General features: G+C 65.0%; 28 protein-coding genes. 10 read left to right on the forward strand and 18 right to left on the reverse strand.

Annotated features, from left to right (window positions below; genetic code table 11):
- Positions 1-592: 592 nt before the first annotated feature.
- Positions 593-964, forward strand: a complete 372-nt coding sequence (locus JHC81_RS06295; RefSeq protein WP_292172165.1) for a YnfA family protein — start codon at positions 593-595, stop codon at positions 962-964.
- A gap of 59 nt (positions 965-1023) precedes the next feature.
- A complete protein-coding gene (locus JHC81_RS06300; RefSeq protein ID WP_183213304.1) occupies positions 1024-1197 on the forward strand; it encodes a hypothetical protein in 174 nt (57 codons plus the stop codon).
- A gap of 211 nt (positions 1198-1408) precedes the next feature.
- Here JHC81_RS06300 and JHC81_RS06305 read toward each other — a convergent pair whose 3' ends face one another.
- Positions 1409-2173, reverse strand: coding sequence for a MauE/DoxX family redox-associated membrane protein (locus tag JHC81_RS06305; protein ID WP_183213303.1), 765 nt, complete (start codon positions 2171-2173; stop codon positions 1409-1411).
- A 68-nt stretch (positions 2174-2241) separates the two neighbouring features.
- Between JHC81_RS06305 and JHC81_RS06310 the strand changes: the two genes are divergently transcribed.
- A complete protein-coding gene (locus tag JHC81_RS06310; RefSeq protein WP_183213302.1) occupies positions 2242-2655 on the forward strand; it encodes a MerR family transcriptional regulator in 414 nt (137 codons plus the stop codon).
- Positions 2656-2658: 3 nt separating this feature from the next.
- Here the strand turns inward: JHC81_RS06310 and JHC81_RS06315 are convergent, their stop codons facing one another.
- The 7 genes from JHC81_RS06315 to JHC81_RS06345 form a co-directional block, all read right to left on the reverse strand.
- Positions 2659-3102, reverse strand: coding sequence for a DUF411 domain-containing protein (locus tag JHC81_RS06315; RefSeq protein ID WP_246347784.1), 444 nt, complete (start codon positions 3100-3102; stop codon positions 2659-2661).
- Between the two features lie 11 nt (positions 3103-3113).
- Complete coding sequence (locus JHC81_RS06320) at positions 3114-3539, reverse strand: copper resistance protein CopC (protein ID WP_292172177.1); 426 nt, start codon at positions 3537-3539, stop codon at positions 3114-3116.
- An 11-nt stretch (positions 3540-3550) separates the two neighbouring features.
- On the reverse strand, positions 3551-4627 hold the full coding sequence (locus JHC81_RS06325) for a copper resistance protein B (RefSeq protein WP_183213299.1): 1077 nt from the start codon (positions 4625-4627) through the stop codon (positions 3551-3553).
- Positions 4624-6429: a copper resistance system multicopper oxidase gene (locus JHC81_RS06330; protein WP_183213298.1), complete on the reverse strand. Its 1806-nt coding sequence runs from the start codon at positions 6427-6429 to the stop codon at positions 4624-4626. Before JHC81_RS06330 ends, JHC81_RS06325 begins: the two co-directional genes overlap by 4 nt.
- Positions 6430-6507: 78 nt before the next feature.
- On the reverse strand, positions 6508-7065 hold the full coding sequence (locus tag JHC81_RS06335; RefSeq protein ID WP_292172181.1) for an RNA polymerase sigma factor: 558 nt from the start codon (positions 7063-7065) through the stop codon (positions 6508-6510).
- Between the two features lie 7 nt (positions 7066-7072).
- Entirely contained in the window at positions 7073-7510 is a 438-nt protein-coding gene (locus tag JHC81_RS06340) for a periplasmic heavy metal sensor (protein WP_183213297.1), read from the reverse strand.
- Positions 7507-7797, reverse strand: coding sequence for a hypothetical protein (locus JHC81_RS06345; RefSeq protein ID WP_292172186.1), 291 nt, complete (start codon positions 7795-7797; stop codon positions 7507-7509). Before JHC81_RS06345 ends, JHC81_RS06340 begins: the two co-directional genes overlap by 4 nt.
- Before the next feature lie 107 nt (positions 7798-7904).
- On the opposite strand from JHC81_RS06345, the gene JHC81_RS06350 reads away from it, so the two are divergent.
- Positions 7905-8384: a nuclear transport factor 2 family protein gene (locus JHC81_RS06350; protein ID WP_183213295.1), complete on the forward strand. Its 480-nt coding sequence runs from the start codon at positions 7905-7907 to the stop codon at positions 8382-8384.
- A 3-nt stretch (positions 8385-8387) separates the two neighbouring features.
- Here JHC81_RS06350 and copD read toward each other — a convergent pair whose 3' ends face one another.
- The 4 genes from copD to JHC81_RS06370 all read right to left on the reverse strand — a co-directional run bounded on the left by copD (position 8388) and on the right by JHC81_RS06370 (position 10421).
- Positions 8388-9293: a copper homeostasis membrane protein CopD gene (copD, locus tag JHC81_RS06355; RefSeq protein ID WP_183213294.1), complete on the reverse strand. Its 906-nt coding sequence runs from the start codon at positions 9291-9293 to the stop codon at positions 8388-8390.
- 1 nt (position 9294) lies between these two features.
- Positions 9295-9648: a copper homeostasis periplasmic binding protein CopC gene (copC, locus tag JHC81_RS06360; protein ID WP_183213293.1), complete on the reverse strand. Its 354-nt coding sequence runs from the start codon at positions 9646-9648 to the stop codon at positions 9295-9297.
- 118 nt (positions 9649-9766) lie between these two features.
- Entirely contained in the window at positions 9767-10186 is a 420-nt protein-coding gene (locus tag JHC81_RS06365) for a hypothetical protein (RefSeq protein WP_292172197.1), read from the reverse strand.
- Positions 10187-10214: 28 nt separating this feature from the next.
- Positions 10215-10421 (reverse strand): hypothetical protein, encoded by a 207-nt coding sequence (locus JHC81_RS06370; RefSeq protein ID WP_292172200.1) that lies wholly within the window; start codon positions 10419-10421, stop codon positions 10215-10217.
- Between the two features lie 325 nt (positions 10422-10746).
- Here JHC81_RS06370 and JHC81_RS06375 point away from each other — a divergent pair, with 325 nt between their 5' ends.
- A complete protein-coding gene (locus JHC81_RS06375) occupies positions 10747-10926 on the forward strand; it encodes a hypothetical protein (RefSeq protein ID WP_292172209.1) in 180 nt (59 codons plus the stop codon).
- A gap of 116 nt (positions 10927-11042) precedes the next feature.
- On the opposite strand, the gene JHC81_RS06380 is transcribed toward JHC81_RS06375, so the two are convergent.
- Genes JHC81_RS06380 through JHC81_RS06395 form a run of 4 tightly spaced genes read right to left on the reverse strand, consistent with a single transcriptional unit; the run spans position 11043 to position 17252 of the window.
- Complete coding sequence (locus JHC81_RS06380) at positions 11043-11594, reverse strand: cation transporter (RefSeq protein ID WP_292172256.1); 552 nt, start codon at positions 11592-11594, stop codon at positions 11043-11045.
- A gap of 38 nt (positions 11595-11632) precedes the next feature.
- Positions 11633-14854, reverse strand: a complete 3222-nt coding sequence (locus JHC81_RS06385; RefSeq protein WP_292172212.1) for a CusA/CzcA family heavy metal efflux RND transporter — start codon at positions 14852-14854, stop codon at positions 11633-11635.
- 11 nt (positions 14855-14865) lie between these two features.
- Positions 14866-16059 (reverse strand): efflux RND transporter periplasmic adaptor subunit, encoded by a 1194-nt coding sequence (locus JHC81_RS06390; protein WP_292172219.1) that lies wholly within the window; start codon positions 16057-16059, stop codon positions 14866-14868.
- Entirely contained in the window at positions 16056-17252 is a 1197-nt protein-coding gene (locus JHC81_RS06395; RefSeq protein WP_292172222.1) for a TolC family protein, read from the reverse strand. The genes JHC81_RS06390 and JHC81_RS06395 overlap by 4 nt, the downstream gene beginning before the upstream one ends.
- A gap of 1027 nt (positions 17253-18279) precedes the next feature.
- Between JHC81_RS06395 and JHC81_RS06400 the strand changes: the two genes are divergently transcribed.
- Together JHC81_RS06400 and JHC81_RS06405 are read left to right on the forward strand one after the other, a co-directional pair.
- A complete protein-coding gene (locus JHC81_RS06400; RefSeq protein WP_292172231.1) occupies positions 18280-18762 on the forward strand; it encodes a hypothetical protein in 483 nt (160 codons plus the stop codon).
- A gap of 15 nt (positions 18763-18777) precedes the next feature.
- Positions 18778-19245, forward strand: coding sequence for a hypothetical protein (locus JHC81_RS06405; RefSeq protein ID WP_292172233.1), 468 nt, complete (start codon positions 18778-18780; stop codon positions 19243-19245).
- On the opposite strand, the gene JHC81_RS06410 is transcribed toward JHC81_RS06405, so the two are convergent.
- Together JHC81_RS06410 and JHC81_RS06415 are read right to left on the reverse strand one after the other, a co-directional pair.
- Positions 19242-20414, reverse strand: a complete 1173-nt coding sequence (locus JHC81_RS06410; RefSeq protein WP_292172235.1) for a DUF3644 domain-containing protein — start codon at positions 20412-20414, stop codon at positions 19242-19244. The genes JHC81_RS06405 and JHC81_RS06410 overlap by 4 nt on opposite strands.
- 146 nt (positions 20415-20560) lie before the next feature.
- Entirely contained in the window at positions 20561-21103 is a 543-nt protein-coding gene (locus tag JHC81_RS06415; protein ID WP_292172236.1) for a hypothetical protein, read from the reverse strand.
- A gap of 440 nt (positions 21104-21543) precedes the next feature.
- On the opposite strand from JHC81_RS06415, the gene JHC81_RS06420 reads away from it, so the two are divergent.
- From JHC81_RS06420 to JHC81_RS06430, 3 genes are read left to right on the forward strand one after another with little or no spacing between them, the layout of a single operon-like run.
- A complete protein-coding gene (locus JHC81_RS06420; protein ID WP_292172238.1) occupies positions 21544-21777 on the forward strand; it encodes a hypothetical protein in 234 nt (77 codons plus the stop codon).
- Positions 21777-22070 carry a hypothetical protein gene (locus tag JHC81_RS06425; protein WP_292172239.1) on the forward strand — a complete coding sequence of 98 codons (294 nt, stop codon included), beginning with the start codon at positions 21777-21779 and terminating at the stop codon, positions 22068-22070. Before JHC81_RS06420 ends, JHC81_RS06425 begins: the two co-directional genes overlap by 1 nt.
- A complete protein-coding gene (locus JHC81_RS06430; protein WP_292172240.1) occupies positions 22070-23320 on the forward strand; it encodes a site-specific integrase in 1251 nt (416 codons plus the stop codon). Before JHC81_RS06425 ends, JHC81_RS06430 begins: the two co-directional genes overlap by 1 nt.
- Positions 23321-23567: the final 247 nt, after the last annotated feature.

Below are 23567 nucleotides of genomic sequence, written 5' to 3' on the forward strand. Positions count from 1 at the left end.
ATCAGACTACGAATCTGAGGGTCGGACGTTCGAATCGTTCCGGGCGCGCCATTTTTACCAATAAAATCAGCAGCTTGACAGCGCCGGGGCGAGCGGTGTTGTCCGGTTATCAATGATTCCAAATCCATCCGGAAAATTCCGCTTAAAACCAATCAGTTACCACCTTTTGCGGTTTGGGTCCGGATCGTTCACAGCGCTTCCGAAGAGCAATTTTGGAGCATCAACTGTTTGCCGAAGCCATCGAATAGCACGACGATTTCAAGTCACATTCACCCAACCCGGCGACCATCGACTATTGGCTAAACTGCCAGTTTGCCCCGCTAGGTTACCGCTGCCTGAAGCGATCTGCGCACGAAATTTGCAGGCCAAACCAACCGTCAACGATGCAGCCGCAGAGGCAGGTGTCACCTTGTCTGACATGCTGTGCGAGCCAAACACACACCTGTGTCAGTGAAACTGGTAAGGTGCGCCAACAAAAACTGCATCGGGTGTCAACGAGGCCCCACACCTCCTTTTCGCGCCTGGTGACGCTCGTGCTAGCTGAAAGCATACGCCCCTTTGGATGGGTGGCTGGTGAGAAGTCACAATCGCTATGAAGCTATCCATCCTTGCATTCGTCGGGGCCGCAATCGCTGAGATCGTAGGATGCGTCGCGTTCTGGGCCTGGCTGAAGATGGGTAAGTCCATCTGGTGGGTGCTGCCAGGTGTGCTCTCGCTGGCTGTGTTCGCCTCCCTCCTCACACTGGTGGATTCCGAACACGCGGGCCGCAGCTACGCGACCTACGGCGGCATCTATATCGCCGCAGCCGTTATCTGGATGTGGGTCGCGGAAGGTGTGCGACCAGATCGATGGGACATTCTAGGGGTGTGCATATGCCTTGTCGGCGCCGGCGTCATCTTGTGGGCGCCACGGGCACTGACACAGTTTGAAATTCAGGTCCCTTTGCCGGTGGGCCAACCGTAGCAAGAGTCTTGCGCCCGACATGACGGAGGCAACAACGCCTCTGTCATCGGAGCACGGCTATGACAGGCCAAGACTACAAGATCATCATTCATAGGGGCGAGCGCACCATCACAATCGTCGTCGATCCCTGTGTCGCGAACGACCGCTTCATCGGCCTCGTCGATGGTGTCGAAGTGGCCACCGCTGAAGACCCGTCAATGGTCATGGCGAAGCTGTTGTCGGACTGGGGCTGACCGTAAACGGCGCGTTGGTGATGACGCGCCGTTTGTCTGCCGCCGCTAGGTTCTGCACCCTTCTATGGCTCTTGGCGGCCGCGCGAGCAGCAGACGTCCTGAACCGCCGCGCGAGTGGGGGGGGAGACAAAGCCATCGCGATCAGCGTGTCTGGAAAGCACCAGTTGCGGACCTTGACTGCTCGCCTGAAGCAGACGCTCAGATCGTGATTTCACATGAGCATCGGCGCGCTGATCAGGCTGATCTCCATCGCCAGCATCCACACCGCCATCGCGATCATCATCAGGTTCTCGGTCAGGGACAGGAAGCCGAGCGGCACATTGCTGTCGCCGCCGACGCAGGCGCATTTGAGCTCCCGCTTGTCGATATAGACGGCCTTGAACACCGAAACTGCGCCGATGCCCCCGATGATCAGGGCGACCGGTGCCGACAGCCAAGTCAGGACGCCCGCCACCATCAGCGCGCCCGCCCCGAATTCCGCGAAGGGGTAGACCTTGCCGTAGGGGACCCACCGCTTCGCCAGCAGATCGTAGTTCAGGAACATCGACGAGAAACTCTCGACGTTCTGAAGTTTCAGCATTCCAAGCACCATCATCGACAAGGCGATGAACCACTCGCCCGCCTGCACGGTCAGCGGCGTGCCATAGACGACAAGGCTGAGCATCGCGGCCATGACGGCGGTCGTCAGAAACACGACCAGCACAGGCGTATAGGTCGTCGCCTTGGGGTCGCGGACCTTCAAGCCCAGGTAGCGACGCAGGTCGTCGTGACCGCCGATCCGCTGTCCGTCGATGAACACCTGCGGCGTAGTCTTCACCCCGTGCTCGGCCTTGAAGGCATCGGTCTGCTCGCGTGTCGTCAGCCAGTGATCCTCAACCGTGTAGCCCCGGCTTTTCAGCAGATGACGGGCCTTGAGCCCCCAGGGGCAGGTGTGGTCGGGCATCACCATGCGGTGGATGATGGCGGTCTTGGTCATTGCAGCCTCCGTGATCTTCAAATCCGAGGCGCACTCCTTAAGTTCCGTAGCATGATACGGAGTCAAGCATGAGTGTGCGGACGATAGCAGGCCTGGCGCGAGAGGGTGGCGTTGGCGTGGAGACGATCCGCTTTTATCAGCGGCGCGGGCTACTGCCGACGCCGGATCGCTGGTCGCGCGACGGCGTGGGCGCCGGCATCCGCCGCTATGGCGAGGAGGACGTGCGCCGGCTGAAGTTCATCCGCTCGGCTCAGACGGCTGGGTTCACCCTTGAGCAGATCAAAGAACTTCTGTCGCTGGACGCGGGCGAGGATCGGGCGCGCGCCCGCGTGCTGGCGGCCGAGCGTATGGCCGCGTTGGATCGAACGATCGCCGATCTGGAAGACGCGAGAGCGGCGCTGAGGCGGTTGGCTAACGCCTGCGCGTCGACGGACAGCGGCCCTTGCCCAATCATCGAGGCCTTCCAGGGCGAAGCCGCCTGAGGCTCAGGCCCCGTTGTGGCGGCCGAAGACGGTCGCCTCTCCGGCCCGGTTGATCAGCAGGGTGACATAGGGCTGGCGACCTGCCGCTTCCATGCCGGGCGATCCGGCGGGCATGCCGGGCGCGGCCAGCGCCACGGCCGTCGGCCGCTCGCGCAGCAGGCGGTCGACATCTGCAGCGGGCACATGGCCTTCGATGGCATAGGCGCCGACCACGGCGGTGTGGCATCCGGCATAGCGGTCCGGCACGCCGTAGCGAGCCCGAATCGGGGAGAGGTCCTCGCGCTCGACGACATCAACGGTCCAGCCCGCGCCGCGCATATGGGTCACCCAGCCGTCGCAGCATCCGCACCACGGGGTCTTGTAGGCCGTCATGCGCCGCACCTGCGCCACCGCCGTGCCGGTCGAGGCAAGAGCGATAGCGCCGCCCAGCAACAGGCGACGGTTCATTCGGACTGTCATCAATGGACCATGAAACGAACGACGCCCGCCATCTCGTGACCGTCCGCGCCTTCAGCGGTCCAGTTCAGGACGTAGTTGCCGGGCGCCAGGGTCGGCAGATCGGCGGACACGCGCGTCGTCGCAGCGGCGGCCGCGACGGGGACTTCAACGGCGGCCTGACCCTCGGCGGTCACAGTGACGGCCTTTAGCGTCATTGCGTGTGGGAAGGTCGCGGTGAACCAGTCGGGAGAGCCGTTGGTCATCGCGCCATCCGCCGGGCTGGTGACGACGCCGTGCGCGGCATTATCGGCAGGCGCGGCCTGGCTATGACCTGCGTGCGCGTCCTGGCCCTCATTTCCGCAGCAGCAACAAGCGGCTGCGGCCTGGGCCAATGTGGGGACCACCAGGGCCAAGGTCATGGCGACGGCGGGGATGATCTTGCGCATGGACAACTCTCCTAGAACCAGGCCTTCAGGCCGATGACAAAACGGGTGTGTTCGGGCTCGCCGCCTGCGGCGCGCGTGAAGTCGGCGGTGTCGCCGAGTTCGCGGCTCCATTCGATCCCGACATAGGGCGCAAACTCCTTGGCGATTTCATAGCGCAGGCGCAGACCGGCCTCGATGTGTGTCAGACCCGATCCCAGCCCCAGTTCGGGGATGTCAGCAGCCGAGGCCTCGACCTCGACGCGCGGTTGAAGGATTAGCTTCTGAGTGATCCGCTGATCGTATTCGGCCTCGACCCGCGCCGTCAGGTCGCCTTCGCTGGACACAAAGGCTGCGGCGTCGACCTCCCACCAGTAGGGGGCCAGCCCCTGAAGTCCGAGCACCAGATGGGTCGGATTCTCGTCGCTCTCGCCGAAGTCCTGACGCACGCCCGCCTGCACGTCCCAGAAGGGCGAGATCGCGCGGCTGTAAAGCGCCTGAACCTCGCCTTCGATCTCGCCGTCGAAGTCGCCCTCGGCCTCGGACTTCCACCATAGGCGGTTGATGTCGCCGCCGGTCCAGCCCGCAACGTCCCAGGTCCAGCTCTCTTCGCCATCGCCGAAGCCGACTTCCAGGCGATCGACGATGACGGCGGTGGCGCGCACGTCGCCATTCTCGCGCCTCAAGCCTTCGCGGGCTCCGGTCATCCGGTCCGCGCCCCAGATCGCGTCGGCTGCATGGGCCGGGCCGGACAGGGCGGCGGGCGGCAAGGGCGGTTGCCGAGGCCGGCCCGCGTCATCGGCGCTGGTCGGGACGTCGGGCGGCCCGCTCGCCGCGTGGCCGCCCATGTCGTGACCTGCGTGGGGATCGCCCTGGGCGGGCATCGTATGACCGGCGTGAGGATCAGCGGCCTGAGACGGCGCGCCCATGTCGTGCCCGGCGTGCGGGTCCGCGCTCTGCGCCAACGGGGGCATGGCGTGTCCCGCATGCGGGTCGGCCGCAGGAGCCTGAGCCGACTGCTGCGGGACCGCCGGATGATGGCTGTGATCCTGTGCGGCGGCGGCTCCTGCGGCCAGCATCAGGGGGACCAGCGCGGTCATCATCCGGATCATGAGGCCGCTCCATCCAGAGGGCGGACGGTGACGACGTTGAACATCCCCGCATGCATGTGCATCAGCATGTGGCAGTGGAAGGCCCAGTCGCCGGGCGCATCGGCCGTCAGGTCGAAGGTCACCTTGGACCCCGGTGCGACATTGACCGTGTGCTTCAACGGCTGATGCCCAGCGGGTCCGCCCGTCACCAGCTCGAAGAAGTGGCCGTGCAGGTGGATGGGGTGGGCCATCATGGTGTCGTTGACCAGGGTCACTCGCACCCGCTCGTCCCGCTCGAAGCGGATCGGCTCGACGATCTCGGAGAATTTGCGTCCGTCGAACCCCCACATGAACCGTTCCATGTTTCCGGTCAGGTGGATTTCCAGCGCGCGGGAGGGCGGCCTCTGGTCTTTGTTGGCGGCCAGCGAAACAAGGTCCGTGTAGACCAGCACCCGGTGGGGCGCGTCCTCCAGTCCCATGGGCCGTTCGCTCAGGCGGTTGGCCGGGTCCGATGAAATCATGTCGACCCCGACGCCGACGGCCATGTCGGCGGGCGCGTTGTCCGGGTTGCGCATGTCGTGATCCATGCTGCCGTGACCCATGGCGGCGTGATCCATCGGCGCGGAGGCGGGGGCTTCGTGTCCCATGGCAGAATGATCCACGCCGCCGTGTCCCATCGCCGAATGGTCCATCCCGGCCATCCCGCCCATGCCCATGTCGCGCATCGTCAGGGTCGGCACCTCGCGCAGCGGAGGAACCTCTGCCGTCATCCCCAGACGGGGCGCCAGCGTCGCCCGCGCCATGCCGGAGCGATCCACCGACTCGGCGACCAGGGTGTAGGCGCGGTCCTCCGTCGGTCGGACGACCACGTCATAGGTCTCGGCCACGGAAATCTGGAACTCGTCGGTCTCGACGGGTCGCACGTTCTCGCCGTCGGCATTGACCACCGTCATCTGCAGGCCCGGAATGCGCACGTTGAAGATCGACATGGCCGAGGCGTTGATGACCCTCAGCCGCACCCGCTCGCCGGGCCGGAACAGGCCGGTCCAGTTCTCGGCGGGCCCATGCCCGTTGACCAGATAAGTGTAGGTCGTTCCGTTGACGTCGGCGATGTCGCGGGGGTCCATCCGCATCTGACCCCACATCTGGCGGTCGGCGAGCGACATGCCGTCCTCACCGGAGATCAGGCCCGACAGGGTCGTGCGCGACTGGTTGAAATAGCCGGGGCTCTTCTTCAGCCGGTCCAGAATCTCGTGGGGATGCAGGAAGCTCCAGTCCGACAGGACGATCACGTGCTCGCGGTCATAAGCCACCGGATCGGCACCGGCCGGGTCGATGATCAGCGGCCCGTAGTGGCCCATCGCCTCCTGAAGATTGGAATGGCTGTGATACCAGAAGGTGCCCGACTGAATGACCGGGAACTCGTAGTCGAAGGTCTCACCGGGCCTGATGCCGGGAAAGCTGACGCCCGGCACGCCGTCCATGTGAAAGGGAAGCAGCACGCCATGCCAGTGGATAGAGGTGTCCTCGTCCAGGGTGTTGGTCACCGACAGCCGAGCCGTCTCGCCTTCGCGCAGGCGGATCAGCGGCGCAGGCAGGGTCCCGTTGACCGTGATGGCGTGGCCGGAGCGACCGCCGACCGTGAACGGCGAATGGCCGACGCTGAGCCGAACGTTCGGCCCTTGAAGGGTCGGCAGATCGGCGCGCAACCCCGTTGATCCGCTCTGGGCCCAGGCGGGCAGAAGTCCTTGCGCGGCGAGCAGCCCCGTGCCGCCCGCGAAGCCGCGCAGCAGGGCGCGGCGGTCTGTCTGGATCGATCTCATGCGTCAGTCTTGGCCCATCTGTCTGACTGGCTTACGCCAGAACCGCGCGCGCCCCTCGCGGCGGCTGGTCGCAGGGGCTTATCCGGATGGGCCGAGGCGATCCAGCAAGGCCTTGCGGGCGCGGGCGATCCGCAGCTCGACCGCCTTGGACGACAGGCGCAGTATCTGGCCGATCTCGGCATGGGAGCGGGCTTCCAGAACCGCGAGGAGCAGCGGCGCACGTTGACTGTCGGGCAGTTCACCCAAGGCGCGGGTCAGCCGCTCGACCCGTCGCCGGTCGTCCATCCGGTCCTCGGCGCCGGGCTCCGGATCGCCGACCGCCATGGCTTCGGGCGCGTCGAGGCCCATGACACCCCGAACCAGCCGACGCACGCGGCGACGTCGGCTCCAGTCGCGGCATTTGTTCAGGGCGATGGTGCGCAGCCAGGCGCCGAACGGTCGGCCGGGATCGTATCGCCGGATCGACACCCAGGCAGCGGCGTAGGTCTCCTGGGTCAGGTCCAGCGCCTCGTCCGGATCACCGACATAGCGGGTGGTGAAGCGATGCAGGTCGCCCTTCGTCGCCGTCATCAGGCGCGAGAAGGCCGCCCGGTCTCCCTGGGCGGCAAGGGCTTCATCGGTGTCGCCGGCCCCCACGCTCGCGTCAGTCGGCGTCGGCGCGCAGCGTCTCGACCACGGCACGATCGAATTCTTCCGCCTGTTCGGGCGTCAGCACCGCGCGCATCTCGAACACATGGCGGATGGTCGCCATCTGGAGTTCGCCCATGGCACCGTGGAAATGCTCTACGGCGGCCTGCACCTCGGGCGTGTCGCCCCGGCTCTGGGCGATGGCGGCGGATAGTTCCTGGTTCGCCGCGCGCACTTCGGCTTCCAACGGGCCGCGCTGCGCAGCGAAAGCGGCCTCGACCTGGTCCAGCCGACGGTCCTGGTCCGGGGTCAGGTCCAGCCGCTCATGCACGATATGATGCAGATCGGCGGGCTGATCCTGTTGCGCCGACCAGGTCATCGCCCCCCAGGCGGCGGTGGCTCCCACGACAGCGGCCAGGACAGCGGTGACGAGCGTGGACTTCAGGCCGCTCATCCCAGGACGCTCCGCATATCCAGCGGCGCCGCCGCCATACGGGGGCTGAATACGGTGAGTTCGCTTCGACCCTGGTCGACCGCCGGGGCGGACACGCCGCCGGCGACGCCGCCGATGCCCGCCGCAACGCACAGGGCCGCGACCCGCAGCTTCCGTTCGCGCGACCGTGCCTGCGTCTGCGCGACCCGGTTCCAGACGCCATCCTCCAGGCCGTCCAGAGCCTCGGCGCGCGACGATGGCGTTTGTGCGATCAAAGTATCCAGGTCTGTCATACCGATCGTCTCCATGCGTCTCGCCCCTCTACGCACCGGTCCGATAGCCCCCTCGCGAGGGGCCGGTTGGTCTTCGGCGTAAACGGAGCATAGTCCTGATCCAGACTTTCAAGGAGCCATCGATGAAGCGCCTGATTCTCGCCGCTGTTCTGGCCGTTTCGGCATCGACCGCATTGGCCCATGAGCCGGCTCTCGCGCCTGCGTCCGCACAGGTCGTCAATGAAGCTGCGGCTCCGGCGATCGCAGTCGTGGACGCCTTTCATGCCGCCCTGAGTTCCGGTGAGAGTGAGGCGGTCCTCGCCCTCCTCACTGGAGACGTCATGGTGTTGGAAGAAGGCGGCGTCGAGCGGTCGCGCGACGAATACGCCGGCCATCACCTACCCGCCGACATGGCCTATGCCGCCGCCGCCGAGGCCGAGATCACCCGCCGCGTGGCCTGGGTGGAGGGCGACATCGCCTGGGTTCTGACAGAGGGCCGCACCAGTGGCGCGTTCAATGGTCGGCCCGTTGATCGTCTGACCGCCGAGACCATGATCCTGCACCGCCAGGCCGAGGGCTGGCGCATCCGCCACATCCACTGGTCGTCGCGCGCGCCGGCCTGAGCCTCACATCGAGGCGGGCGGCATCTGCACGCCCATCGCCGCGACCAATCCCAGCAGGGCAAACCCCGCCAGCATCTCCAGACCTATGCTGGTCCGCAGTCGCCGCACCGCGTCGTCGGCGTCGGTCTGCGCCTCGACGGCGCGCGACAGCGCGGGCGTCAGGTTGAACCGGTTGTGCGCCGCCAGTCCCACCATCACGGCGAACAGAACCAGCTTTGCGATCAGCAAAAGCCCCCAGGTTGAACTTGAAATATGGACGAGACCCTCCGCACCAATCAGGAAGGCCGCATTGATCAGACCGGTTATGACAAGGACGGCGACCGTGACCGTCCCGATCGACGCGAACCCTGCCAAGGACCGCGCCGTTGCGCCGACCTCTCTCGTAGAAGGGCGGATCAGCAGCAGGCAAAAGCCGGCCAGTGCGCCGATCCAGACGCAGGCGGCAAGCGCGTGGGCTATGTCGGCGGCCAGATGCAACAGGCCGAGGGAGCCTTCGCTGGCGGCACCATGGCCGCTCCAGGCGAAACTGGCGACGGCCCCAGCAAAGGCGAGGATCGCGATCAACTCTCCTGACTTACGACGCCACGCGACCAGGGTGGCGACTCCCAGCATAGCCAGTCCCGCCCGCACCACATGGGCAATGCCGAGGCTTGTGGACTGGACGACATAGCCGAGGGCTGCCGGGTCCACGCCTGCCGTCCAGCCCCCCGCCATCATCGCCGTCTGGGCTAAAAGACCGCCCATGGCCGTGACCGCAAGGACGAGGCCAGCGATGACAGCCGCGCGTCTGACTGATGGCGGACCGGGTTCGCTCAAGCCAAAGCCGTGGAACAGCGGCAGGCCGAGAGCCAAGACCGCCGCAGCAAACTGAAGCCAGCGAAGACCGACGACAGTCAGATCGATCGGCACGTCAGCGGACGGTGAAGCTATAGGTCCCGGTCATCCGATGGCCGTCGGCCGCCGCGATAGCCCAGGTCACTCGATAGACCCCGGCCGTCAGCGGCGCGCCAAACGTGCCACCCAGAGTCTTGCCGTCTTCTGACACCGTCTTGCTCATGCCGACCACTCGCCCCCGACTGTCCTCGACCTCAACGGTCGAAAAAGGCGCGGCGAACCGCTCGCTGAAGGTCAGGCTGATTGTCCGGGGAGCGGTCACGGTGGCACCATTGCCGGGGGTAGCGGACACCAGTCGGGCATGAGCCAGCGCCGGAGATGCGCTGAGAATCATGGCCGAGGCGACTGCAACGGGTAGAATCCGGTTCATGACAAACTCCTTCAATGCCCTCTCCTACGCCTGCCGCTTTGTCATCCCTCATAGTCGACGGCGCGGCGCAGGCACCCGACTTTGACCAGACGCCAGGCTGCGCTGTTCGTCTATCTTATCAGGTGTGAGGGGCGGCCATTGCCAACGCCGCTATAAGCCACCTTCGGGCTCGCGGGTTACAGTCCCGGGACGTCAGGAAGCGGACCATAGCTTGAGCCTGCTCGACCGAGCCCAAAATGACGTAGACGGCCACGCTCCAATCGACGGCACCCGCCGGGACACCGTATTCGTGCGTGACAGCTTCGAACGGCACCTCGTCCTGGTTCACATACCGCATGTGGGCGATCAGATCGGCGTGAATCTGCCCACCCAACCAGGCTGCCCCGGCCTCGGTCGGACAGCCGTCGATCCTGATCACGGCGGCAACTTCTCCTCCGTGCAGCGATCGGGTCCCAACGAACACTTCCTGTCCGCCCGGTTTGACCTGCGAGCCCTGGAAGTGCTGGCGAAGACCATGGCCCAGCGGGAGATACGTCATGTGACGCGCACCTCGCTATCAGGGCGGATTAGTTCTTGACCTGGTCAGTCGGCGGCTTGCGCGCCATACGCTCGGCGAGCGCCTTGATCTTCTCGCGAGAGGGTTGGGAGAACCGGGACAACACCTTCGGATCGGCGATTTCCCCGTCGTCGATGAACGGGCTGCCGTCCGCGTTGATCTGGCCGGTGGTGCGCTTCAGTTCCTGAAGGAGAGCGGCGCGTTCTGCCTTGTTCATCAACTGCCTCCTGCGCCTATGGCGACTCTTACCAAAATAGTGCCGAGTGACCAAATACGACCACTTGATCGACTCGTCTTTCGCAAATCGAGTCAAAAAACGCCGTCATGAGTCCGTATTCTGATTTGAGCGCTCCTATATCGATAACGCGGAGTCCAGCCTAATTATTGACCGCGTCCGGTACACTATATCTGAACGGTTGGACTCGAGTCTAAGGCGAACTCCGACCTTGTTTCATCACCGTTATTAGAATGCCGGTCTAGTGGACGGTGGCGTGACAGGAGCGGCGCAGCAACGACTGGACGGCGCCTTCGAAAGTGGGAGAGTGAACACAGTCGCGGCCATCGATGGTGCCGACGAACTGGACGGAGCCGTCCACACATCGGCGACGGACAGCCAGTTTGGCGAAGGGGATCGAGACGAAATCAGTTCTGTGCCGCATTGGGACATCTCCAGAGTTGGTCTGGAGGTCGTGTCTCCGGGTGGCACACCCCTCAACGCCTAATTTCAAACTGTGTCAGTGCCGCGCCACGGACCGCCATCTAATCGAGGAGCCGTGGTGGGACCCCAAAGCCGTAGCAGGCCTCATTGAGACCGCACGTCGTTCTGAGAGTTCCCGCTTCACGGCACTGTACCGCCTTCGCCTCCGGCATTCCGCAAGATTTCTATGCCGCCCTTGATCGCCAGGCCGGCTACCATCAATCCGATAACTAGGTCCGGCCAAGCCTGGCCAAGCCACCACACGAGCCCGCCAGCAACGAGAATGCCGCCATTGGCGGCGAAATCGTTAAGGCTAAACGTCTCCGCAGCATCCATGTTGACGTCGTCGGACCTGACGCGTTTCAACAGCATTAGGCAGATCAGGTTCACGACCGCAGCCACGAGCGCGAGTCCCATCATCGTCCAGCCGACCGGTTCGGCCCCGACCCACCACCGCCGCCCAACGTCTATCAGCACCCCGACAGCGAACAGCAGCAGCAGAATGCCGGATAGACGCGCCGCGCCCTTCTTCCAGGACAGGGCGCGGCCAACCGCGAGAAAGCTGATCAGATAGACGACCGAGTCCGCCCCGTTATCTACGGCGTTGGCCAGAAGGGCGCTGGAGTCGGCGAGGATGCCGCCCGCGCCAAGCCCCACGAAGAGCAGCGCGTTGAGGATGAGGACCACCAGCAGTGTCCGTCGCTGCTGATGATCTCCCGAGGGTCGAGCCGTCAATCTTCCATTCCTTCCGGAGCCCGGTGCTTGACTGCCCTGGCCGCGAACGTCGGCAGCACAAGCAGCGTCAGGATGGTCGCCGTCAACAGGCCCCCGATCACGACGGTAGCCAGGGGTTTCTGCACCTCCGCCCCCGCGCCGTGGGCCAGCGCCATCGGGATGAAGCCGACGATGGCGACCAGGGCGGTGGTCAGCACAGCCCGCAGGCGGCTGGAAGCGCCTTCGATGGCGGCGTCGTGGGGCGTCAGACCCGCCGTCAGCCGTTCCCGAATCGCCTGCATCAGCACGAGACCGTTCAGGGTCGCCACGCCGGAGACGGCGATGAAGCCGACCGCCGCAGAGACCGAGAACGGCATTCCGCGCAGCAGCAGCGCCAGCGCACCGCCGACCAGGGCCAGGGGCACGCAGGCGAAGACCAGACCGGCCTCCGCGAACGAGCCCAGCGCCAGGAACAGCAGCACGCCGATCAGGACGAAGACGACCGGGATGACGAGGCCGAAGCGTTGTTCCGCCCGTTTCAGGTTCTCGAACTGGCCGCCCCAGTCCAGATAGACGCCGGCGGGCAGTTCGATCTCCGCGACCTGGCTTTGGGCGTCTGTGACGAAGCCACCCAGATCGCGGCCGCGCACATTGGCCTGGACCACCATGCGGCGGCTGCCGTTTTCGCGGCTGATCTGGTTCGGACCTTCGCCGGTCTGGATGCGCGCCACCGACGACAGCGGCACGATGACGCCGGTGTCCGACACGATAGGCAGGGCGGCCAGCGCCGCCGGATCATTGCGGGCGTCGTCGGGCAGGCGGACGACGACGTCGAAGCGTCGGTCGCCCTCGAAGATGCGTCCGGCCTCGGCGCCGCCGATCCCGGCCGACACCGCTTCACTGACGTCGGCGGCGGACAGACCGTAACTGGCGGCGGCGGTGCGATCGACGCTGACGGTCAGGGTGGGCAGGCCGGAAGCCTGTTCCACCCGCACGTCCGCAGAGCCGGTCGTCTCGCGTAGAGAGGCCGCCACCTGATCGGCGACGCGCTGGAGCGTATCGAAATCGTCGCCGTAGACCATGACGGCGAGATCGGTGCGGACGCCCGAGATCAGTTCGTTGAACCGCAGTTCGATCGGCTGGCTGAACTCGAAATTGTTGCCAATCTGCTGACCCGCGACCTCCTCCAGTCGTTCGATCAGTTCCTCTTTCTCAAGGCCCGGTTCGGGCCAGTCTTTGCGGTCCTTCAGCACGATGACGCTGTCGGAGATGTTCGGCGGCATCGGGTCCACGGCCGCCTCGGCCGTGCCGGTGCGAGAGAACATGGTCTCGACCTCGGGCTGGGCCTTGATGGCGCGCTCCAGAGCCATCTGCATGGCCAGGGACTGCTCCAGCGAGGCCGAGGGCACGCGCAGCGCCTGCATGGCGATGTCGCCTTCATCGAGCGTCGGGATAAACTCGCGACCCAGGGACATGAAGGAGACCGCGCCGATTGCCAGCGTGGCGACTGCCGAGATCAGAACGACCTTGGGCCGCGCGACCGCCGCCTTGATCGCCGGCTGAACGAACCGACGGGCGAATCGCAGAATCCAGGTTTCGTGTTCGACCGCCTGACCGTCCGCATCGACGTGGACCGTCTTGGGATCGCGCACGAGCAACGCCGTCATGGCGGGCACGAAGGTGAAGGAGAAGATGAAGGCTCCGACCAGGGCTAGCATGACGGTCGCGCCCATCGGCTGGAACGTCTTGCCCTCGACCCCTTCCAGCATCAGCAGCGGCGCGAATACCAGCAGGATTATAAGCTGGCCGAAGGCGGCGGGCTTGACCATCTGGCGCGCCGACTGGACCGCGACTTCCAGACGCTCATGCCGGGTGAGCATCCGCCCGACCGCCGCCCGACGCTGGGTCAGCATCAACAGGGTGTTCTCGATCACGACGACCGCCCCATCGACCATCAGGCCGAAGTCGAGGGCGCCGAGGCTCATCAGGTTTCCGCTTATGCCGAACCGGTTCATGCCGATGACGGCGAACAGGAAGGACAGCGGGATCATCAGGGCTGTGATCGTCGCGGCGCGAATGTTGCCGAGCAGCAGGAACAGCACGACCACGACCAGAAGCGCGCCCTCGGTCAGGTTCCGGGCCACGGTCGAGATGGTCGAGTTGACCAGTTCGCTGCGGTTCAGCACCGGCAGGGCGACGATGCCCGGCGGTAGGCTATCGTCCACCTCTGCCAGCCGTTCGGCGGCGGCCTGGGCCACGGTCCGGCTGTTGCCGCCCGCGATCATCAGGGCCGTGCCGAGAACCGCTTCGTGCCCGTCTCGGCTGGCGCCGCCCAGGCGCGGGGCCTGACCGATCTCGACCGTGGCTACGTCGGCGACCCGGACGACCAGACCGCCACGATTGACGACCGGGGCCTGGGCCAGATCGTCGATCGTCAGGGCCAGGGCGTCGGTGCGCACGACCAGGGCCTCGCCCGCTCGTTGGATGTAGCCTGCACCCGCCTGGGTGTTGGCTCGCTCGACCGCCTCCACCAGATCGTCCAGCCCGAGGCCATAGGCGGCAAGCTGCGAGGCATTAGGCCGGACAGCGTATTCCTTGACGTAGCCTCCCACGGTATCGACCCCGGCGAGGCCGGAGGTGGTGCGCATCTGCGGCGCGATGATCCAGTCCTGGACCGTGCGCAGATAGGTCGCCTGTTGTTCCGGCGTGGTCAGCCGCTCTCCTTCCGGCGTCAGATAGACACGTCCGGCCTGCCAGCCGGGCTGGCCGGGCGTGGACAGGGTCTCGCTGTTGAAGGGGACGTAATCGACCGTCCACATCAGCACTTCACCAAGGCCGGTGGTGATGGGCGACAGGCCCGGCTCCACGCCTTCCGGCAAGCCCTCGGACGCGGCGGCGAGGCGTTCGGCGACCTGCTGGCGGGCGAAATAGATGTCGGTCTGGTCGGTGAAGATCGCGGTGATCTGGCTGAAACCGTTGCGGGACAGCGACCGCGTGCTGGTCAGGCCGGGGATGCCGGCCAGGGCGGTCTCCAGCGGGTAGGTGACCTGACGCTCGATCTGTTCGGGCGCCAAGGCGGGGGCGACCGTGGTGATCTGCACCTGACGGTTGGTGATGTCGGGGACCGCGTCGATCGGCAACTTGGTCAGTTCGAACAGACCCAGGGCCGCGACAAGGCTGACGGCGATGATGACGAACCAGCGGAACCGGACCGACGCTTGGATGATAGCTGTGAACATGATCGTCGCCCCTAGTGACCGTGCTCGGCCTCGCCCTTGGCGAGTTCGGCTTTCAGGAGGAAGGCGTTGGCCCCGGCGATGCGTTCGGCCCCGGTTAGGCCGCTCAGGATTTCAGTGCGACCTCCCGCCTGCCGACCCGCAAGGACCGGGACTGCGCGGAAACCTTCGGCGGTTCGCACGAACACGACGCTCGCGCCTTCCACCGTCTGGATCGCGTCTGATGGCACGGTTAGGCCGCTGACGACGCCCCCCGTCACTACCGTGCCTGACACCGCCGATCCGGCCGGCGGCAGACTGCCCCCGGACGGCCGGGCGCGTATTACGGTCCCTCCGCTCTCGGCACCGGCTCCGGCTGCGACGCCGGTGACGACGGCGTCGAACTCTCCGGCTGGTCCCTGCACCCGGACCGCGCTGCCCGCGCGAACCTGGGCGGCGAGCGCCGGCGGGGCGTTGAAGACGATCTCGACCCGCGCGGGGTTGGTGACCTCGGCGATCACCCCGCCCTGGGCGGCGAAACCGCCCGGCCCGACCTGGACGCTGGTGACCACGCCCGAGATCGGGCTGGTCACGCTCAGCCGACCGGAGGCGTTGGGCGATCCGGCGGCTGAGGCGCGCGCGCGGGCGGCGCGGGCCGCCGCCTGGGCGCTGAGCGCCTGGGCATGGGCGACCTCGGCATCGCGGCGAGCCACGACGCCCTGATCGGCCAGACTCTCTTCGCGACTGTGCGCCTGTTCGGCGGCGATGGCGTTGGCCTGGGCCGCGTCTGCGTCAGCGCGAAGGCTGGCGGCGTCGCCGCTGACGAGGATGGCCAGCGACTGCCCGGCGCGCACGGATTGGCCCGGCGCGACTAGAACCCGCTCGACCCGTCCGCCGACGGACGCCGCGACGGCAGCCCTGGCGTCGATCATCGGTTCAACCCGGCCCGACAGTCGGGTTTCGCCGCCGCCGCCGCCGGTTACGGCGACGATCGCGATGTTGGCGGCGGTTATCTGGGCCGCCGTCAAAACGACGACGCCTTCTTCGCCGCCCGCTTCCTCGCCCTCGGCGTGCTCGCCTTCCTCTTCGGAGTGTCCGGCCTCACCCTCCGCCGCCGGAGCCTCGGCGGGTGAGCGCGTCATGGCATAGAGCCCCGCGCCGCCCAGGACGACGGCGGCGGCGACCCCGGCCATCAGCCAGGTCTTGTTGATCTGTGGTGTGCGTTTCATAGCGATGTTCCAAACGGGGCGCGGCCTTGCAGGCGCGCGAGGTCGATTTCGGCTCGGACCCGCGCGAGGCGGGCGTCCACGGCGGCGTTGCGGGCGGCGATGAGGGCTGTGCGAGAAGACCGCAGTTCCAGTTGCGAGATGCGCCCCGCCTCGAACCCGATCCGCGAGAGGCGATAGGCTTCCTCGGCGGCCGTGACGCCGGCGTCACTGGCGGTGACGCGGCTGACGGACGCTCTGAGACGTGCTTGCGCGGCGTTGCGATCCGCCTCGGCTTCCTGACGCGCGCCCATTAGACGGGCCTCGGCAGCGCGGAAGTCCGCCTGTGCGGCTTCGATATTGCCCCGGTTCCGGTCGAACAGCGGCAGAGGGACGCTGAGCCCGAACGTCAGTGCGGTCGCGTCCTCGGCCTCGTAGCGACGCACCCCGACCGAGGCGCGGACGTCGGGCCGGGCGCGGATGCGTTCGACCTCGATCCGGCTCTCGGCCGCTGCACGCTCGGCCTCGGCCACGCGAACCTGCGGCGTCGCGCCGGGCATCACGTCCGCTGCGGCGGGCACCCGGTCGATCAGGCTGTTGTCGATCGAGGTGACCGGGGTCGGCAGCATCGCCACGGCGGTCAGCCGCGCGAACGCCGCGTCCCGTTCCGCCTCGGCCTCGTCCAGGGTCGCGCGCGCAGCGGCGGCTTCGCTCTCGCCCTGGATGCCGCGCAGCAGGGGCTCGCGCCCTTCCTCGACCAGGATCAACGCCGCGCGGGTGTCGGCGATGGTGACCGTGAGGGCCTCCTCGGCCAGCAGGAACCGCCGCTGGGCGGCTTCCGCCTCGGCATAGACCAGGGCCAGCCTCGCACCCGCCTCGACGGTCGCCAGGTCACGCCTTAGTCCCGCCGTGCCGGCCTCGGCCCGCGCGACCTCGACCCGCGCGCCGCGCCGTCCCCAAAGTTCCAGGTCCTGGGACAAGGACAGGGTCGTTTCGGCGTTGTCGTAGCCGGAGAAGGGTCCGCTGCCGAACGCGTTCTCCGCTTCCAGCCCCAGTTCCGGGTTGGGGCGAACCCAAGCCTGACGGACCCTCGCCTCGGCCGCGTCGAGCAGAGCGCCGGCCTCCAGGGTCGTCGGTGTCAGGCCTATGCGTTCAAGCAGCGCCTCGAACGAGGGCGCGGGATCGGCCCAGGCAGGGCCGGTGACCGCTGTCGCCATCGCGACCACGGCGCAGCCGATCGCGAGACGCGACCGAGCAAATTTTAGGGGTGGCATGTTCCATATCCCAGCAGTTCCAGACGATTGACGCGCGCCAAAAGGCGCAGGGCATCGTCAGGCTCTGGGAGGGCGTTCGAGACCGCTGGGCGCGCGAGACGCCAACGGCTCGTCGGCCGGGCGCAGCAGACTCGGCGCGACAGCCGCCGTCACAGCGACAGTTTGGGGCTGTGAAGGCATCGCGGTGCCGCTGTGGTGACAGTGGCCGTGCGAACAGATGGCATGGTCGTCGGGATCAGACGGCAGATCGCCACCGTCGTCTGCGACTGACGCCGCCGCATGAGCGGGTTCCAGTTCCACTGCGCAGGCCGCAGCATCGACGGTCGGGATCAGAACGAACACGGCGACGAACAGCGCAAAGAGCACCGCGATGAAAACATGCCTGTTCGCAACTCGAACCATGCGGCTCCATAGCACGCCTTTAGGTAACAACAATGAACGCTTGGTCGCAGCACGTGCGTGGACGTTGTAACTGGCCCCATTATCTGGCGCATGGGGGATCTGAGGATTAGGCCTGTCTGCTCAGGAACGCCTGAAACCCGTCGGTTCGAAGTTTGGATCGATAAGGCGTGCGCCGACACCCATGTCGTCAGCATCAATGAAGGCTACGCCGGCACCTTCGAGGGTCGATCGCAGCAACTCGGCGTTCGGCCTGTAAACAGACATAAAATCTCGCGCGTTCTCCGCCTTCCGTACGGTGCCAAGAGCCAAGCCGGCTCGCTCGGCCAGTTCCGCAACCGACCAGTTTAGGAGGCCTCTCGCTGCTCGTAGTTGGGCCGGCGTGACAAGGACGCCAAGCTGAATGTCACTCTTCTTTGCGGGCATTGTTGACCGTTAAGGCTATCGATGTCATATAGCATCATCGATAGAGGATGTGCTGATGTACGGTGATACCCTTCTTCCGGCGATTTGTCCGGATCACGGAACGCCCAAAAACCGGCAAGCGTGCGCAGGCTGCAACGCAGCATATATGCGCGACTATTTGCGCCGTCGCAGTCGCGAACAGCCGGAATGGGCGGTGCGCCACCGCGCGAAGAAGCGCGCGGAAAAGCTGCGCATCGCTTTCGACCTTCCTCTTCAGGCGGTCATCATCCCGATCTTCTGTCCCGTGTTGGATGTCCGTTTGGTCATCGGGGAAGGTCGGCTCCCCGAATCCCCTTCGCTGGATCGCATCAACCCCAACAAGGGGTACGTCGTTGGCAACTGTCGCGTGATCTCGGACAAAGCCAACCGCTTGAAGTCCAACCTCGATCTGATCGCGCTGAAAGCCCGGGCAAAGTTCGGACCGGCAGGCCTGCGCGGCGATTACGCCAAGGTCGTCGATTACGTCGAGCGCGAGGAAATCTTGGCTCAGGTCCGGCAGAAGGCTGCCGCCGGTGGCGGCGTGGCCGACGATCTGGAGAAGGTCGCCGACTGGCTTGACCGTCGCTTCACCAACGGCCCGGTCCGCTAGGCGATGGGGCAATCAGTGAAAAGCCAGACCTCAGTCACCCTGCTTCACACCGATTGCTTGCAGGCTGACGTCGCCTTGACCCCGCCGGGGCCAGGAGCATTCGCCGTCGTGTTGGTCGTTGAAGTCACCATCCAGAGCCCCTTCAACACCGAGACGATCTGTCTGCCGGAGGGGACGCCGCTGTTGGGTATCGCCCAGGTCAATGACCTTGCCGAAGCGGCTGACCTCCATCTCCGTGGGGAGCTGATGGATTCCGACCTTCGACTGGGCGTCGCAATGTTGCTCGGTCACCACCCTGCCGAACATGTCAACGATTCTGGCAGCGCCATGGTCCGAGCCGCCGTCGATGATTGGCTCGGCAAGAACACCGCCTTTATCTTCTGGCCACGGCCGGGCGACCCGGACAAGTCCGGTGAAGATGGCTTGTTCGCCGGGATGGCTCGCTCTTGGGCCGCGCAGAACTGCCCGACCAACCCTGTCTAGACTTCGCCTGCTGGTGGTCTTGGCGTGGCACGATAGCGATCTGGATTCTGTTGGCATTCTTCGAAGACCCGATTGATCCACGGGTCGTACCAGCACCACTGCTTACCGACGACGACGGCCCCATAGCCCTTCGCTGGGTCCTTAGCGCCGAGCCGCTGCCACAGCCGCGTGTGGCTATCCAATGTGAAGCGGTTCCAGCCTTCAGCCCGGACCTTCGCCACGACTTCGGTAGGTAGATACTTGCGCTTCTCGACCTCCTTCAGCGCCATGCTGAACTTCTCTTCGACGTCGGAGCCGGGTGGCACGAGTTCGACGGCAAGGTCGGCGCCGGGGGCGCGGTTCGCCGTCTTGCGGATCATGAAGACGCGATAGGCGAAGCGCGGATCGTCCTGCTGCTCAGGCGTCAGCTTCTGCTCGAAGCCCTCCATCATCGTCTCGACATGGCGGGGCAAGTTGCCGGCCTTCTTGAGCAGCGCACGCTGGTCCGGGCTGAAGGTGACGAACTGAAGCGCGATCGGCAGACGTCGTTCAAGAGCGTACTGAGCCCCGAACTGGCTCTTGATGACATCATTGAAGTTAATGCAGCAGGCCTGGAGTTTGGCGCTAACAGCGTCGTCGAGTCGGCTTGTCGAGCGATGCTCGATCTCGTGGCGCAGGTCGAGCAGGAAAAGCAGATTGTCTGCGGCCCCGCGCTCGACCGGGCATCGCGGGTGCTTCAGACACTGGGCCAGTTCCCAGTATTTGTCGGCTCCGTTCGGCGTCTTGAGGACGACCCTCTGGCCCGCTTCCGTCTTGGTATGTCGGTAGTCGATACCCTCGCGCTTGAACCAGGCGTGCAGCAAGTACGTCCAGGCGATCACGGCCGTGACGATGAAAAGTTCGGTGCGGAACGTAAGACCCGCGCTGTTGAAGATGTGAACCGCTGCGATCATGGCCTCGCGCGCTTTGATCAGCAGTTCGTCGCCCTGGAGGCTGAGCCCCGTCTCGGGATCAACGTCGGGCCAACAGGCCAGGAAGGCGTCCAGGTCCTCGGCGGCCGCCGGCTTGACGGCAGTATGCTTCTTTTTCGTACGGATTTCGGCGATGGCACGGTGGTTCACCGACCGGGTCGGGCGGGTGAAGTAGGCCAGGATGTCCTGATCGTTTGGCCATCGCCCATCGGCGATCATGGCCTTGATCAGCGCGATCTCCCACCGCTCCAGGGTGTTGCCCCGTCTGCGGACCGGCGATCGGTTGGCTGAGGCAGGCGCTGCGGCAGGGGCCGGCGCAGGTTCTGGCTTGGGCAAGGCGGGCGGCACTCGACCAGTGAACGGCGTCATCCGGCGATCTCGGCGTCGGGCTGGCCCGCCATCCGGGTGTTGAGCCACGCCAGGGCCAGATCGCGGCGGCGATAAGCGCCCCACTTTGCGATCCCTTCGCGCTCGACGATGGGGAAGGTCGAGTAGATGTATCGGATGTCGTCGCGGCTCTCGTCGCGGCCGGAAGCCCGATACAGCGGGCGGTCCCAGCGCTTGCTCTCAACCACCTCGAGGCCGTGAGCATCCCGACGCCACATATCGTCCTGGGCGTTGGCGGTGGCCTGGGCCTCGGCGAACAGCAAGCCGTCGGGAACGTCATCCCGGCCCGTGACCGTCAGGTTCTGCTGGCGTAGCGAGTCGGTCCAGCCGAGGGCTGTCAGCACCGGCCAGATGAAGTCGTCCTCGGTCTGGCTCTCGTTGGTGCGGGCGTTCTGAGGGAAGGCGACTGCGATCTCGTCCAGCCTGACGCGCAGGCCAGCTACGTCCACCGAGCGGTAGGCTGTTGTCTCCTTGATCGCCTCATCGAGGTAGTCGGTGCTGAAAAATGTGGAATCAGACAAGCGCGGCCCCCTATGCCTGATCAATAGCCATCAAGGCCGGCTGTAGCAAAGACACCGGTGACGCCGTCTCGTTCTAGTTTCGAGTGTCCCACCATGGCTCAGTCACGTTTCGGGAGCGATATTCCGAGCCTATAATTTCCGGCATTTGCCAGTCCGGTCCCAAATCAGTGGCGGCTTGACCCAACTGGGGTCCGACGCGGACAAAAAATTTGAGGCAGCATGGCCATCATCCCATGGATTGCCGTGTGACGCCCCGAATCCAATGTTTGTAAGGGTTTGCTTAACGCCAAAGATGACTCCTCATCTAATCAAAGTAGTCGTGGCCTTAACAGGTTGTTAAGGCTGAAAAAAATTATGTCTATCTTGGTTAAGGTTGGCCCAGACATTGCTGCCCCCACCCTCGTCTCTGACACCCCGTCAGATCATACGAGGAACGAACCATGCATTATCACTCTAACCCTGCCCGCCGTGTACATAACCGACCGCTGGATGTGCTGAAGGGGGCCGCCGCAATCGCCGAGTTCATCTTCGGGACGAAGCGCCGTCGTCGCGAAGTCTACTACCTCGTGGAACGTAACGGGCTTCCGCATTTCAAGATGGGCACGATGATCTGCGCCCGCACGTCGACCATCGAGGCCTGGATTCAGAGCCAAGAAGCGGAGGTGAACCGCTAATGCCCAATCACCCCTCACCTGCCGTCACGGTTTCTCGCAACCCCGGTATCGGGCGTCCGTGGGCCGTCTCCCTCGCTGCTCCGAACATTTTCGTTTGGCGCCTGTACGACAACTATCCGGATGCCTTCTCCGCCGCCCGCGCCCTTGCCGTCGGCAAGCTGGAAGAGGGTCAAGACTTCTCTGTCGCAATGGCCCAACTGCCTCACGACATCCCCGCAGTATCCGCGATCGAGGTCAGCATCGAACTGGCCGACGCGCTCTTGGCAGCCGCGCTGTCGAAGCAGGTGCCCTGATGGCAAGCATCAGAAAGCGGAAATGGTCGGGCGAGAAAGGCGGCGCACGCAAGGTTGATGGCAGCCGGACCGGAGTGTCCTGGGAAGTCAGTTGGACCGAGGAAGGGAAGCGGCGGAAGAAGTCTACGTTCAAAACCCGCGCTGAAGCGGAGTTGTTCTTGCTGGAAAAACAGCAGGCCGTGAACGACGGCACTAGCCGCCCAGCAGGTGATCGCATGTCGCTCACTGAACTGAGCGTCATCTATCTCCAGCACGAGGAACAACGCGCTGCACGTGACGCGATCGGACAAGGGCATCTTCGTAACCAGCGTGCCCATTTCCGGAACTACATCGCTCGCGCTCCTGATTTTCAGGGATCAACGCGGGGGCGTGCGGTGAAGCCCTTCGGTGACGCGCTTGGTCACTACAAGCTGACCAAAATCAAACCGTCTACGGTCATTCGCTTCCGTGACGCCCTCTTCGCGACCGGTCTGGGTTACAAGGCGGTCCGCGCGCATATCATAACGCTCGGATCAGCGTTGGAATGGGCACGCCTGCGCGATCTGGTCGCAACTAACGCAGCCAATAAGGTGCCTGTCGATGCGCCGGCCAAGCAGAAGGAAGCCCGGGTGACGCCGCCGTCCAAAGCGGCGATCACGGAAGTGCTACGGGCGGCCCCGCCCGAACTTGCTGAGATCATTCTGTTCTCGGCTTGCACCGGGCTGCGGGCCGGCGAACTTCGTTGCCTGCGCTATCGTCACATCGACTTTGAGAAGTTGACCGTCCGTGTGAAAGTCGCGCTGGAGATCAATGACACCGAAGGTCCGCCCAAGAGCAAGGCCGGATACCGTACGATCCCCATCGGGGCCGAGTTGGCTGCGCGACTTCTGAAGCGAAAAACGATGGCCTGTGCCAACACCAAGACCCTTGTCTTTCCCAACGACAAGGGCGGCTACATCTATCGTGGATCGCTGCTCAAGCAGTTGAACAAGGTCACCGCCAGCTTGGGTTGGCTTGCCGCCGGCGAAATTGACCCCGATTCCGACGAGGACGACGAAGATGACGGCAACACGCGCTTCACGTGGCACGCTCTGCGTCACTACGCGATCTCCTCGTGGATCGCTGCGGACTTCAATCTGAAGGCCGTTCAAGTCTACGCTGGCCATGCCGACGTGAACACGACCTGGAACCGTTATGGGCATCTCTTCCCCCAGGACGACCAATCCGTTAAGATGGCATCGGCCTCGGCGGACATCATCGCTATCGTCTAGATCGGCGAGGAGCATTTCGGGAGCATAATGGCACTCCAAGCCGTTAACTCCCGAGATTCCCCAGCATTTTCATACTCGAATACATTTAGCGGAAGTGTAGACTAGAGGCTACGAATCTGAGGGTCGGACGTTCGAATCGTTCCGGGCGCGCCATTTTTTCCAGGTCAGTGACCCACTTCAACTTTCACAGAGTGAACAGCCGTCGGCATTTGGCTGTCTGAAATCTGAAAGCAGCACCTTGACTCTT

Origin of the sequence: Brevundimonas sp. (assembly GCF_016463295.1) — a bacterium.
In the GTDB taxonomy this organism is placed as follows: Bacteria; Pseudomonadota; Alphaproteobacteria; order Caulobacterales; family Caulobacteraceae; genus Brevundimonas.

What these genes read in the sequence shown, in the direction of transcription:
- JHC81_RS06315 (WP_246347784.1), bottom strand. Translation starts at nt 3,102, where the DNA reads ATGAACCGTCGCCTGTTGCTGGGCGGCGCTATCGCTCTTGCCTCGACC.
- JHC81_RS06300 (WP_183213304.1), top strand. Translation starts at nt 1,024, where the DNA reads ATGACAGGCCAAGACTACAAGATCATCATTCATAGGGGCGAGCGCACC.
- copC (WP_183213293.1), bottom strand. Translation starts at nt 9,648, where the DNA reads ATGAACCGGATTCTACCCGTTGCAGTCGCCTCGGCCATGATTCTCAGC.
- JHC81_RS06345 (WP_292172186.1), bottom strand. Translation starts at nt 7,797, where the DNA reads ATGGAGACGATCGGTATGACAGACCTGGATACTTTGATCGCACAAACG.
- JHC81_RS06340 (WP_183213297.1), bottom strand. Translation starts at nt 7,510, where the DNA reads ATGAGCGGCCTGAAGTCCACGCTCGTCACCGCTGTCCTGGCCGCTGTC.
- JHC81_RS06370 (WP_292172200.1), bottom strand. Translation starts at nt 10,421, where the DNA reads ATGAACAAGGCAGAACGCGCCGCTCTCCTTCAGGAACTGAAGCGCACC.
- JHC81_RS06410 (WP_292172235.1), bottom strand. Translation starts at nt 20,414, where the DNA reads ATGATCGCCGATGGGCGATGGCCAAACGATCAGGACATCCTGGCCTAC.
- JHC81_RS06320 (WP_292172177.1), bottom strand. Translation starts at nt 3,539, where the DNA reads ATGCGCAAGATCATCCCCGCCGTCGCCATGACCTTGGCCCTGGTGGTC.
- JHC81_RS06385 (WP_292172212.1), bottom strand. Translation starts at nt 14,854, where the DNA reads ATGTTCACAGCTATCATCCAAGCGTCGGTCCGGTTCCGCTGGTTCGTC.
- JHC81_RS06395 (WP_292172222.1), bottom strand. Translation starts at nt 17,252, where the DNA reads ATGGCGACAGCGGTCACCGGCCCTGCCTGGGCCGATCCCGCGCCCTCG.
- JHC81_RS06310 (WP_183213302.1), top strand. Translation starts at nt 2,242, where the DNA reads ATGAGTGTGCGGACGATAGCAGGCCTGGCGCGAGAGGGTGGCGTTGGC.
- JHC81_RS06400 (WP_292172231.1), top strand. Translation starts at nt 18,280, where the DNA reads ATGCGCGACTATTTGCGCCGTCGCAGTCGCGAACAGCCGGAATGGGCG.
- JHC81_RS06420 (WP_292172238.1), top strand. Translation starts at nt 21,544, where the DNA reads ATGCATTATCACTCTAACCCTGCCCGCCGTGTACATAACCGACCGCTG.
- JHC81_RS06305 (WP_183213303.1), bottom strand. Translation starts at nt 2,173, where the DNA reads ATGACCAAGACCGCCATCATCCACCGCATGGTGATGCCCGACCACACC.
- JHC81_RS06350 (WP_183213295.1), top strand. Translation starts at nt 7,905, where the DNA reads ATGAAGCGCCTGATTCTCGCCGCTGTTCTGGCCGTTTCGGCATCGACC.
- JHC81_RS06430 (WP_292172240.1), top strand. Translation starts at nt 22,070, where the DNA reads ATGGCAAGCATCAGAAAGCGGAAATGGTCGGGCGAGAAAGGCGGCGCA.
- JHC81_RS06390 (WP_292172219.1), bottom strand. Translation starts at nt 16,059, where the DNA reads ATGAAACGCACACCACAGATCAACAAGACCTGGCTGATGGCCGGGGTC.
- JHC81_RS06425 (WP_292172239.1), top strand. Translation starts at nt 21,777, where the DNA reads ATGCCCAATCACCCCTCACCTGCCGTCACGGTTTCTCGCAACCCCGGT.
- JHC81_RS06365 (WP_292172197.1), bottom strand. Translation starts at nt 10,186, where the DNA reads ATGACGTATCTCCCGCTGGGCCATGGTCTTCGCCAGCACTTCCAGGGC.
- JHC81_RS06330 (WP_183213298.1), bottom strand. Translation starts at nt 6,429, where the DNA reads ATGAGATCGATCCAGACAGACCGCCGCGCCCTGCTGCGCGGCTTCGCG.
- JHC81_RS06325 (WP_183213299.1), bottom strand. Translation starts at nt 4,627, where the DNA reads ATGATCCGGATGATGACCGCGCTGGTCCCCCTGATGCTGGCCGCAGGA.
- JHC81_RS06295 (WP_292172165.1), top strand. Translation starts at nt 593, where the DNA reads ATGAAGCTATCCATCCTTGCATTCGTCGGGGCCGCAATCGCTGAGATC.